Raw genomic sequence first — 11,042 nt, forward strand, 5'->3', positions numbered from 1 at the left:
CGATTCTGCCGGCACACTCACACCCTGAGGTCAGAACCACAATGAACAAGCACATCGGCACCATTGCGCGTTGGCGCATGCAGATCTTCGCTGTCACCTGGCTCGCTTACGCCGCGTTCTATTTCACCCGTAAAGCCTTTTCGGTGGCCAAACTGGGCATCGCCGAAGACCCAAGCTTCACCCTCGACAAAATGGCCATGGCCAACCTCGACGCGATTTACCTGGCGGCCTACGCCATCGGCCAGTTCACCTGGGGCATGCTCGCCGACCGCTTCGGCCCGCGGGTTGTGGTGCTCGGTGGTTTGCTGATTTCCGCCGCGGCGGCGCTGGTGATGGGCAGCTTCGCAACCTTGCCGATCTTCGCCACCTGCATGCTGATTCAGGGGCTGGCGCAGTCCACCGGCTGGTCGGGGCTGTGCAAGAACCTCGGCAGTTTCTTCCCCTCCGAACAACGCGGGCGAGTGCTCGGGTTGTGGAGTTCCTGCTATGCATTCGGCGGTCTGGTGGCGTCGCCGTTCGCCGGCTGGTGGGCGTACACGCTGATCGGTTCGTGGCACGCGGCGTTCATTTCCAGCGCGGCGGTGGTCGCGGTGGTGGCGGTTTTGTTCTTCATCTTTCAGCGTGACAAACCAGAAGACGTTGGCCTGCCCGCCGTGGAGCCGGAGCCGGTCATCAGCGCCGAAGAGGCCGAAGCCAACAGCAAACTCAGCGTCTGGGAGCCACTCAAGGAAATCCTGCGCAACCGCACGGTGCTGGTGCTGGGGCTGGCGTATTTCCTGTTGAAACCGGCGCGTTACGCGATTTTGCTGTGGGGGCCGGTGATCGTGTTCGAACAGATGCCTTCGGTCGGCAAAGTCGGCGCGGCGATCATTCCCACCGCGTTTGAACTGGCCGGGCTGCTGGGGCCGATCATGATTGGCCTGGCCTCGGACAAACTGTTCGGTGCCCGACGCATGCCGGCCTGCGTGTTGAGTCTGCTGGCGCTGACCGTGACCCTTGCGCTGTTCATGGGCGCCTTGCACACCGGCAGCGTGATGCTGGTGGTCGCACTGTTGTTCGTCATGGGCCTGACCCTGTACGGCCCGGACTCGATGATCAGCGGCGCGGCTGCGATCGATTTCGGCAAGGCCAAGGCTGGCGCCACGGCGGCGGGATTCGTAAACGGCTGCGGCTCGGTCGGTGCAGTGCTCGGAGGTTTGCTGCCGGGCTACTTCGACTCGGTGACGGTGTTCATCGTGTTCGCCGGTTGTGCGCTGTTCTCGGCGCTGGTGCTGATTCCGCACTGGAACAGCCGCCCGGTCGGCGTCATGGAGCCACGTGCCTACGTGCCCAATCGTGCCCTGACCATCAAACCCCTGCGTAACTGAATAAACCCTGCCTCGCGGCCTGCTGCGGCATTCGCGGCAGGCTGTGCCGTGGCCGACTGACTGGAGAACTTTCATGAGACCGTTTTGGCTGGAGCAGGCTTTGCAGCTCGACACGTCCGAACCTTGCCCGCCGCTGCAAGGCGATGTGCGCACCGACGTGTGCATCGTTGGCGGCGGTTACACCGGGTTGTGGACGGCGATCATGCTCAAGCAGCAGAACCCCGAACTCGATGTGGTGCTGATCGAAGCCGACATCTGCGGTGCCGGCGCCAGTGGGCGCAACGGCGGTTGTGCGTTGTCGTGGTCGGCGAAGTATTTCACCCTCGAGCGGCTGTTCGGCGTCGAAGAGGCGGTGCGGCTGGTCAAGGAGTCGGAGCGCAGCATCCACGCCATCGGCGAGTTCTGCGAGCAGTACGGCGTCGATGCCGATTACCGACTCGATGGCACGCTTTACACCGCCACCAACCGCGCGCAATGCGGCTCCACCGACGCGGTGATTGCGGCGCTGGAGCGCAATGGCATCAACTCGTTTACCCAGCGGCCGGTCGCCGATGTACAGCGCATGGCCGGTTCGGCAAAACACCTGGAGGGCTGGTTCTCGCCGGCCGCCGCCAGTGTGCAGCCGGGCAAATTGGTGCGTGGCTTGCGCCGGGTGGCGTTGCAGTTGGGCGTGCGAATTCACGAAAGCACGGCGATGACCGGGCTGGAAGAGGGCCGTCCGGCTCGTATTCACACGGCGAACGGCTGCGTGACCGCCGACCGCGTGGTGCTGGCGATGAACGCGTGGATGGCCCGCGCTTTTCCGCAGTTCGAACGCAGCGTGGCGATCGTCTCCAGCGACATGCTGATCACCGAGCCACGTCCGGATCTGTTGCAGGAAATCGGTTTGACCAGCGGCGTGACGGTGCTCGACTCGCGGATTTTCGTGCATTACTACCACAACACCCCGGACGGCCGGATCATGCTCGGCAAGGGTGGCAATACCTTCGCCTATGGCGGGCGGATGCTGCCGGTGTTCGATCAGCCCTCGCCCTATACCGGGTTGCTCAAACGCAGTCTCGATGACTTCTTCCCGGCGTTCGCCGATGTGAAAGTCGACGCAACCTGGAACGGCCCTTCGGATCGCTCGGTCACCGGCCTGCCGTTCTTCGGCCGGATGAGTGCCAGCGGCAACGTGTTCTATGGTTTCGGCTATTCCGGCAGTGGCGTCGGGCCTTGCCACATGGGCGGGCAGATTCTCGCCTCGCTGGTGCAGGGCCTCGACAACCCGTGGACGCGCTCGCCGCTGGTCAATGGGCCGCTGGGCTATTTTCCGCCGGAACCGATCCGCTACCTCGGCTCGCTGATGGTGCGCAACGCCATTCGCCGCAAGGAGCGCGCCGAGGATCACGGTCGGCGGCCCCGGCACCTCGATGTGCGTCTGGCGAAATTCGCAGCGGCGGCGGGCAAGGCCGACAAAGGTTAATCGTCAGCGCGGCGGGGCGGAGCGGTTGAGCAGCCAGTCGAGCAAGAGGTCGTCGTCGGGCTCGGTTTCTTTCGGCTGTGCCGGTCGGGGTCGGCAGACGTCGAGGCAGAGGATCGGCCGGTCGGGATCGCTGTCGAGAAAACTCACCCAGACCTCGCTGCCGGCGCAGGGCAGATCTTCCCGAGGCAGGCCGCCGCCGACGTGGGGCATGACCACTGGCAACCACAGTCCTTCGCTGGCGCTGGCATCAGGTTGGTCAGGCCATAACCGCACGGCGATCCGTCCCTGATCGTCCACCTGCGCCGGTTGCCCCGGCGCGCCAAGCACTTGCGCCGGCTGATACCCCGGAATGCCCGGGCGCGGTTGTTTCGGCGGCGGGCGAAACGGGGTCGACCAGGGCAACGCGGTGAAGTCGTTGTGATAGCGACGAACCGTCGGCACGGGATCGAGAATCGAAGGTTGCTGGCCCTGATGACGCAAATCGGTGATCAGCCACTGCTCGTTGAACGCGTTTACCGGGTGCTCCATGACTTGCAACAGACGCCCGCTGAGCAGTCGCGGACAATCGCTGCGGCCCTGAATCGAGCGCGACCGGCAGCGTTGGCGTTCCAGCAGTCGACGACTGCGCTGGGCCGCGTGACGTTGTGCAGTCGGCAGAAATCCCGGTGGGGCGACGGGACTGCCCAGCGTGTGATTGGCGGCCTCCTGGCCCGTAATCGAATGCCCTCGCTCACGCACGCCGGCAGGAATCTGAGGCAGCACCGCCTCATGGCGCTGGAACAGGCTGCTGAGGCCGGTTGCCGGCGCATCGATCTGCGTGTTGAAAGCAATCGCCGTCGGTTGCTGCGGCAGGCTCAGACTGTCATCGGCGAACACCACCACATGGCCGTCCGGCTGATGTTCGAAGTGATAGTGGATGCCTTCCTCCTCACAAAGCCGTTGCACAAAGGCCAGATCGGTTTCCTCGTACTGAATGCAGAACGGCCGCGGCGGGTAGTGGCCGACGGTCATCTCGATCCGGTAGCTGTGGGCAGGCAGGTGATGTTCGCTGAGCAGTTGCTCAAGGATGGCCGGCACGTTCAGTTGCGTGAAGACCCGGCGTACGGGATGTTGCTCCAGCGCTTGCAGATGCGGCATCAGCACCAGTTGGTAGGCGATCCGGTGCGTCGCGCGGTGTTCGCAACTGGCGCTTTGGATGATGCCGTGAATCCCGTGGTCGTCATCCAGATGCAGAAACGCCGCCTGATGCAGCAGCGTGCCGGGTGACCAGGCGGGTGCCAGGCCCATGACTTCGATTTCAAACCGAAAGGGCTGATTCAGCGCTTCATGACCGCTGAAGCGCAGGACCGGCAGGCTTATCCCGCCTTCGGCCAGGGTCAGCGAAAACGGACTTTCCTTGTCATTGAGCATTCGGGCGGGCTCTGTTCAGGCAATACGGGCCACAGAGGGTACGAAAACACGACGTTGAATGGACGTGGCAAACCGGTTTTTCAGAATCGCCCTACAAGGCGCGTAGAAGATGTCGATGCGCATCGGAATTTTTGGTCGATTGCCGACTTTAGGCCGTATAAACTTGGCGCCATGCGTCGGCCAATAGATGTCTCGGCGCCACAGATCAAGAGAGTGAGTAATGGGCGCACAGTGGAAGGTTAAACACAAAGAAGCGGCAGCCAACGCCAAGGGCAAGATCTTCGGCAAACTGGTGAAGGAAATCACCATTGCTGCGCGTAACGGTGCCGATACCGCCACCAACGCACACCTGCGTCTGGTGGTCGAACAGGCCAAGAAAGCCTCGATGCCCAAGGAAACCCTGGACCGCGCCATCAAGAAGGGTGCTGGCCTGCTGGGCGAAACCGTTCAATACCATCGCGTGACCTACGAAGGTTTCGCACCGCATCAGGTGCCGCTGATCGTCGAGTGCGTGACCGACAACATCAACCGCACCGTGGCGGAAATCCGCGTGGCGTTCCGCAAGGGCCAACTGGGTGCTTCCGGTTCCGTTGCCTGGGACTTCAACCATGTCGGCATGATCGAAGCGTCGCCGGACACCCCGGACGCCGATCCTGAGATGGCCGCGATCGAAGCCGGCGCCCAGGATTTCGAGCCGGGCGAAGAGGGCGCGACCCTGTTCCTGACCGATCCGACCGACCTCGATGCCGTGCAGAAAGCCCTGCCGGAACAAGGCTTCACCGTGCTGTCGGCCAAACTGGGCTACCAGCCGAAGAACCCGGTCAGCGGCCTGAGCGACGAGCAGATGGCTGAAGTCGAGGCGTTCCTCGAAGGCCTGGACAACCATGACGACGTGCAGGACATGTTCGTCGGTCTGGCCGGCTGACACACCAGAAAATCGCAGCCCTCGGGCTGCGATTTTTTTCAGGCGTGTTGCAACGCCAGACTGATCTCGCCAAACCCCGGCCGCGCCAGCACTTGCGGCTGACAGCAGCGCTGTTCCAGGTCTTCCAGCACCTGACGCTGTTCATCGCTCAACCCCGAGTCAGTGCGCGCCAGCAGTTCCCCCAGCAGAATCCCGAACGCCCGCACTTCGAGGCGTTGCAGTGCACGGGTTTCAGGCGTGTCCGCCGTGGCATGGAACGACGCCGCACCAAAATCCCCCAGCAGACAGTCGCCCTGATCGTTCAACAGAATGTTGTGTCCGTAGAGATCACCGTGGGTGATGCCGTGACGATGCAGATGCCCGGCGACCGACGCAATGCCCCGGGCGATGCGCAGGGCAACATCGGCACTGAAACGGCAATCCTCGGCATACACATCCCGTGAACAGGACGCCAGGCTCGGCAACCCGGCGAGGTTGCGGTAACTCGGATCGATCAACTGCATCACCAGGCCTTGCTGGTCATCGGGATGCTGGTCGATGCGGCCTTCGACGCGGATCAGGTTCGGGTGCAGCCCGGCGGTGATACACGCGTTCATTTCATGCAGCGGCGAGCCGTCGCTGGTCATTTCACCCTTGTACAGCTTGACCGCCACTGGCGTGGCCTGCTGATCCGCAGGCTGCCACTGCGCCCGGTAAATGACCCCGGAAGCGCCTTCGCCCAGCCGTTGCTCCAGCTGCAGCGCCGACCAGTCGATCAGGGGCGCTTTGTCGAGGGCGGCGGCATCGGCTTCGGTTTCCAGCGGATTGCCGGCGTAGGCCAGCCAGGTCAGGCTTGGCAGGGTCAGCAGCCATTGCGGCAACTCGGTCAACTGATTGGCGGCGATGCGGATCAGCTCCAGTCGATGGCACTGGCTCAGTGACGGCGGCAGGGTGCGCAGGCGATTGCCGGCAAGCATGAGTTTTTGCAGCAACGGGCGCTCGCCCAGTTCCGTGGGCAGGGTTTCGATGGCGTTGTCGGTCAAGATCAGCCAGCGCAACTGCGGCGGCAGCGCCGCGCCGGGTATCTGAGTGATGCGGTTGGCCTTGAAACCGATCATCGACAGCGTCTGGCACTGGCCCAGGCACGCCGGCAATTGGGTGAACCGATTGTCGGAGCAGAACAGCACGCGCAGGCGCGTCAGACGATGCAAGTCGTCCGGCAGGCTGCTCAGGGCATTGCCGCTGAGGTTGAGCACTTCCAGCGTGTCGGCCAGGTTGAAAATCTCCGGCGGAAATTCAGTCAGGCCTTCGGCCAGATCCAGCCGGGTGATGCCCGACAGTTCGCCAGCGCGCAGTTGTGCAAGGGTGTGCATGAAAAGGATCGCTTTCGAGAAGGCGCGGGGCGCCGGAAATGGGCCGCATGATAACGGCAAATCAGCCCTGTTCGTGCACTTCGCGCAATTGCCCGAGCCGGCTGCGGGTGCGGGCCAGATCGATGGCCTGGCCGCCGAGGCTTTCGTGTAAGGGGAGTTGGCCGAGCAGGGTCAGGTGTTTGTCCTGGTCGTAGAGTACGTCGATCAGGTTGATAAAGCGCTGCTGGGCGGCGATCGAACATTCGCCCAGCTCCGGCAGTTCGTCGATGATCCAGTGGTCGAAGCGTCGACACAGTTCCAGATAATCCATCACCGCCGTGGGCTGTTCGCAGAGGTCGTTGAAGGTGAAACCGATGCGCCGGTCTTCGCACAGCCGCGCCTGCAAATGCCGGCTGCCGACCGCCAGAGGCAACGGCGTGGCGTCGAGTGGCGGCAGGTTCAAGGCCTGGCGCTGCGCCGGGCTGGCCGGCCAGACGTAATGGCCCTGAGTGAACACCTGATGCGCGTGACGACGCGCCTGGCTGCGGTAATCGTGCGGGCCACCGACTTCAATGACCTGCATGCGCGCATTGATCAGGTCGATTACCGGTTTGAACCGCGCGTGGTACAGCGGGTTGGGCAGCAAACCTTCGGGCGGGTAGTTGGAGGTCACCAGCAACAGGATTCCGCGCTTGAACAGCGCCTTGAACAGACGGGTGATGAGCATCGCATCGCCGATGTCATGTACATGAAATTCGTCGAAACACAGCACCCGACAGTCCGTCAGCAACGTATCGAGAGTGACGGCGAGGGCGTCATCGCGGTCGCGGTGCTCGAACATGCCCTGATGCAACTGGGCAAAGAACCCGTGGAAGTGCAGGCGGCGTTTTTGCTCGATCGGCAACGCCTGGAAAAATCCGTCCAGCAACCAGCTCTTGCCGCGCCCGACCGCTCCGTGCAGATACAGGCTGGGCGGGGTTTGCGCAGGGGTGCCGAACAACAGACCGGCCTGATGAGCCATGCAGTCGATGACCCGCTGCTGGCTGTGGCTGAGGGTGTAGCCCTGGCCGTGGGCCTTTTGCCGGAAATAGTCACGCACCGATTGCGCGCTGGCGGCGCACTGGCCCGCGTTTGTGACGGAGCGTTTGCCGAAGAAATGGCGCAAGGCTGACCAGCGCTGGGTCAGACGCGAACGTTCGGGCGGTCGGGCGGGCACTGCATTCACTCCGTCATCATCGGGCCGGCTCCCCGCGAGCGCGGCGGGGTAGTTTAACCAGACGGATAGTTTTGCTTCCACTGCGCCTTGTCGTTTTTCCGCAGAGCAATCTGCGGCGTGTACAGGATTTTTCAACACTTTAAATCGACGTGTTGCCAACCTTTCGAAACAAATCCCGGCGGGTAACTGGATCCAATCGACTGGCGCAATCGGCGTGCGTTGCTAACCTGAAACACTGTAACGACAGAGACGCTGTCGCCATCAAGGAACGGGCGGTGAATGCAGGGATGGTCTGGGCATTGCTGGGCGGGCTCGCGATACCGGTCCACGCCGCCGACCTTCAGGTCGAGGTGCGGGTCGATGTGCAGCGCGGTTGCCAGTTGATCGGCCAGCAACGCGAGGCCGGTATCGAGCAACTGGGCGTGCTCGATTTCGGCACCACGGCGCGGCTCGGCGACCGGGACGGGCCACTCGGTGCGGCGCTGACCAATTCGCGCCTGCCGCGTCTGGAATGCAATCCGGACACCCCGTACCAGTTGCGCGTCGATGGCGGCCTGCACGGTGGCGTTGGCGAGGTGCGTTATATGGCGGGGGAGGCCGGCAGCAAGCCGATTCCTTATCGCCTGTATCAGGACGCCGCACGGCGGGTGCCGCTGGTGGTAGACGTGCCGGTCAGCGGCCGGGTGCCGGATAGCGGCACGGTGGACTTGCCGTTATACGGGCGGATCGAGCGGATGGCGGAGGTGCCACGGGTCAGCCGGTATTCGGATCTGGTGAAGGTGACGGTCACCTGGTGATCGGGGAGTTTTTTCAGCCATCCGGTTGAGCCGGGTGGCGCAGGGAAGGGCGTTCAATGACGAGCGCAGTGGTCGAGTGATCCTGAAGGAGTAGGGGCTCAATGATGGGCAGACACGGGCGGGTAATCGCCGCAGCCACATTGCTGTTGTTCACCGAGACCGCGGCAGCGGCAGTCAGTGGGCAGATCCTTGCGCGGCTGACGCTGATTGCCGGCTGCGAAGTGACCAACGCAACCAGCCCCGCCAGCCCGGTGGATGGGCTGGGCTCTCTCGATTTCGGCCAGCAGGGCCCGACCTGGAACGCACCGATCAAGGCCAGTCTCAGCGAAGCGGGCAGCGGCCAGCTGAATGTCGCCTGCAATCCTTCGGTCACCGGGTTCACCGTGACCATCGACGGCGGTAGCCATGGCGACGGCACCACACGCCGCCTGAGCAACGGGCGCCAGACGCTCCCCTATCAGCTATTCCTCGATGCCTCGGGCAGCCAGAGCTACAGCATCGGTCAACAACACAATTTCGCTGTCACCAGCGGCGCACAGATACCCATCCCGGTATTTGGCTCGGTGGTGGCGAACACCCGTGCGGTACCGGCCGGTGTCTATACCGACACCCTGACGGTGACGCTCGACTGGTAACCCCGTAGAGGACGGACACCATGCGTACGATTGCATCAAGGATAGGTTTGTCGTTGCTCGGCCTGACGCTCGCTTCCAGCGTCAATGCCGCCACCACGGTCACCGGCCAGATCACCTCCAGCCTGATCCTGATCAGCAGTTGCCAGGTCAACGGTTCCGGCGGTTCTACCGGGCTGAACTTCGGTGCGTTGAACTTCGGCACCGCCAACAGCCTGTTCACCACGGCCACCGGGCAGGTGCTGGGCGGCGGGGGCGGGGCGTTGTCGATCCTGTGCTCGGCCGGCACCACGCCGACGGTCAAGGTCCGCGCCGGCGCCCATGACGGGCTCTCGCCGGGTGGTACCCGCGCGTTGTACGACGGGGTTGCCAACTATGTGCCGTACGATCTGTACACCGACGCCGGGCACTCGCAATTGCTGGCCATCGACGGGGTGATCAACCTCGCCGCCAGTACCGGTGTGGCGCAGACCGTGAACATCTACGGTCAGGCGGTGGGCAAGGCCGGGCTGCCGGCGGGCACCTACACCGACACGATTTCCGTTGAACTGACGTTCTAGTGTCATGGGCCGACATCGCTGTGCGGCGCTGCTTCTGCTATGTGCGGGCAGCTTGCCGCTGCCGTTGGCGGCGGTGACCAGCCAGAGTTTTCAGGTCAGTGCCACGGTGACACCGGGTTGTCTGGTGGTGGGGGGCGTATCGAACTATGGCGGGCTGAATTTCGGTTCGCGTTCGGCGCTGGCCACCGGCACGGTGCAGGTCGCGTTGACCGGTGGCGTCACGCTGCAATGCACGCCGGGGGTGGCGCTGAACATGACGGTCGATGGCGGCCAGTACAACAGCGGCGGGCGACGCATGCAGATCAGTGGAGGCAGCGCGAAGGTGGCGTATGCGCTGTTTCGCGATGCGGCGTACAGCCAGAGCCTGGGCATCGGCCAGAGTGTGGCAGTGGCCTACAGCGATGCGAACAACATCAGTCTGCCGATCTACGGTCAGGTGCAATTGCCGGGCAATCAGCCCGGGGGGACATACAGCGATGTGTTGCAGGTGCAGCTGTCGTGGTGATGTGAAATGACAAGGAGCAGGTTTATGGGGTTTTTCACGTCACGCTATTCGTCCGTTTGTTGCGCCGTGCTGGCGCTGGTCATGTTCGGGACGCTCAAGGCCCAGGCCGCCAGTTCGGTGCTGATCTGGCCGATCGATCCGGTGCTGGAGGCCGATCAGCAGGCCAGTGCGCTGTGGCTGGAAAATCGCGGCACGGAAACCGCCAACCTGCAGATCCGCGTGTTCGGCTGGAGCCAGAGCGGTTTCGAAGAGCAATACCGCAATCAGCGCGAGGTGATCGGCAGCCCGCCGGTGGCGAAGATCGAGCCGGGCCAGAAGCAACTGGTGCGCCTGACCCGCACCAAGGACGTGCCGCCAGGCCAGGAACTGGCGTACCGGATCATCATCGATGAAATCCCCTCGGCTCAGCCCCCCGTTGCCGAAGACGGCAAGACCGCTGCGGCGATTCGCTTCCAGATGCGCTACTCGGTGCCGCTGTTCGCCTATGGCGCGGGTTTGTGGAGCAAGGAAGACAGCGCCCGTCAACGTGACCCCAAGGGCATCGGCCTGCCGCAACTGAGCTGGCGCACGGTGGCGGTGGAGGGGCGTCCTTATGTGGAAGTGCGCAATCAGGGCGCGGTTCATGCGCGACTGACCGATGTGGCCATAAAGCAGGGCAGCCAAAGCAAGCCGCTGGCCGAGGGATTGCTCGGCTACGTATTGCCCGGCGCGGTAATGCGCTGGCCGGCACCGGGACCGGTGACGGGAGAGCTGGCCGGGCGGATCAATGGCGCGGCGAAGGTGCAGAGCATTCCGCCGGCGCGATAGCCGTAGCGAGTCATGTCGAAGTGATCA

Annotated in this window: 11 protein-coding genes; 8 read left to right on the plus strand and 3 right to left on the minus strand. The window is 63.5% G+C overall.

Translation table 11 applies throughout. The features are described from left to right. Nucleotides 1–41: 41 nt before the first annotated feature. Nucleotides 42–1,367: an MFS transporter gene (locus EIY71_RS16545; protein WP_007951542.1), complete on the plus strand. Its 1,326-nt coding sequence runs from the start codon at nt 42–44 to the stop codon at nt 1,365–1,367. 73 nt (nt 1,368–1,440) lie between these two features. Next, nucleotides 1,441–2,832, plus strand: coding sequence for an FAD-dependent oxidoreductase (locus tag EIY71_RS16550; protein WP_134022328.1), 1,392 nt, complete (start codon nt 1,441–1,443; stop codon nt 2,830–2,832). 3 nt (nt 2,833–2,835) lie between these two features. Here the strand turns inward: EIY71_RS16550 and EIY71_RS16555 are convergent, their stop codons facing one another. After that, nucleotides 2,836–4,242 carry a type VI secretion system Vgr family protein gene (locus EIY71_RS16555; protein WP_102687145.1) on the minus strand — a complete coding sequence of 469 codons (1,407 nt, stop codon included), beginning with the start codon at nt 4,240–4,242 and terminating at the stop codon, nt 2,836–2,838. Between the two features lie 220 nt (nt 4,243–4,462). Between EIY71_RS16555 and EIY71_RS16560 the strand changes: the two genes are divergently transcribed. Continuing rightward, nucleotides 4,463–5,167, plus strand: coding sequence for a YebC/PmpR family DNA-binding transcriptional regulator (locus EIY71_RS16560; RefSeq protein WP_007961154.1), 705 nt, complete (start codon nt 4,463–4,465; stop codon nt 5,165–5,167). A 38-nt stretch (nt 5,168–5,205) separates the two neighbouring features. Here the strand turns inward: EIY71_RS16560 and EIY71_RS16565 are convergent, their stop codons facing one another. Both EIY71_RS16565 and zapE read right to left on the minus strand, forming a co-directional pair. Continuing rightward, nucleotides 5,206–6,519: a leucine-rich repeat-containing protein kinase family protein gene (locus EIY71_RS16565; RefSeq protein WP_102687146.1), complete on the minus strand. Its 1,314-nt coding sequence runs from the start codon at nt 6,517–6,519 to the stop codon at nt 5,206–5,208. 61 nt (nt 6,520–6,580) lie between these two features. Beyond that, complete coding sequence (zapE, locus tag EIY71_RS16570; protein ID WP_102717034.1) at nt 6,581–7,714, minus strand: cell division protein ZapE; 1,134 nt, start codon at nt 7,712–7,714, stop codon at nt 6,581–6,583. Between the two features lie 287 nt (nt 7,715–8,001). On the opposite strand from zapE, the gene EIY71_RS16575 reads away from it, so the two are divergent. The 5 genes from EIY71_RS16575 to EIY71_RS16595 all read left to right on the plus strand — a co-directional run bounded on the left by EIY71_RS16575 (nt 8,002) and on the right by EIY71_RS16595 (nt 11,015). Beyond that, nucleotides 8,002–8,511 (plus strand): spore coat U domain-containing protein, encoded by a 510-nt coding sequence (locus tag EIY71_RS16575; RefSeq protein WP_102687148.1) that lies wholly within the window; start codon nt 8,002–8,004, stop codon nt 8,509–8,511. A 101-nt stretch (nt 8,512–8,612) separates the two neighbouring features. Continuing rightward, on the plus strand, nt 8,613–9,146 hold the full coding sequence (locus tag EIY71_RS16580) for a spore coat U domain-containing protein (protein ID WP_134022330.1): 534 nt from the start codon (nt 8,613–8,615) through the stop codon (nt 9,144–9,146). A gap of 20 nt (nt 9,147–9,166) precedes the next feature. Continuing rightward, nucleotides 9,167–9,703 (plus strand): spore coat protein U domain-containing protein, encoded by a 537-nt coding sequence (locus EIY71_RS16585; protein ID WP_007951533.1) that lies wholly within the window; start codon nt 9,167–9,169, stop codon nt 9,701–9,703. Between the two features lie 4 nt (nt 9,704–9,707). Continuing rightward, a complete protein-coding gene (locus EIY71_RS16590) occupies nt 9,708–10,208 on the plus strand; it encodes a spore coat U domain-containing protein (RefSeq protein ID WP_085745932.1) in 501 nt (166 codons plus the stop codon). 24 nt (nt 10,209–10,232) lie between these two features. Further along, a complete protein-coding gene (locus EIY71_RS16595; RefSeq protein ID WP_085745933.1) occupies nt 10,233–11,015 on the plus strand; it encodes a molecular chaperone in 783 nt (260 codons plus the stop codon). Nucleotides 11,016–11,042: the final 27 nt, after the last annotated feature.

The organism is Pseudomonas sp. CH235 (assembly GCF_004368175.1).
In the GTDB taxonomy this organism is placed as follows: domain Bacteria; phylum Pseudomonadota; class Gammaproteobacteria; order Pseudomonadales; family Pseudomonadaceae; genus Aquipseudomonas; species Aquipseudomonas paraglycinae.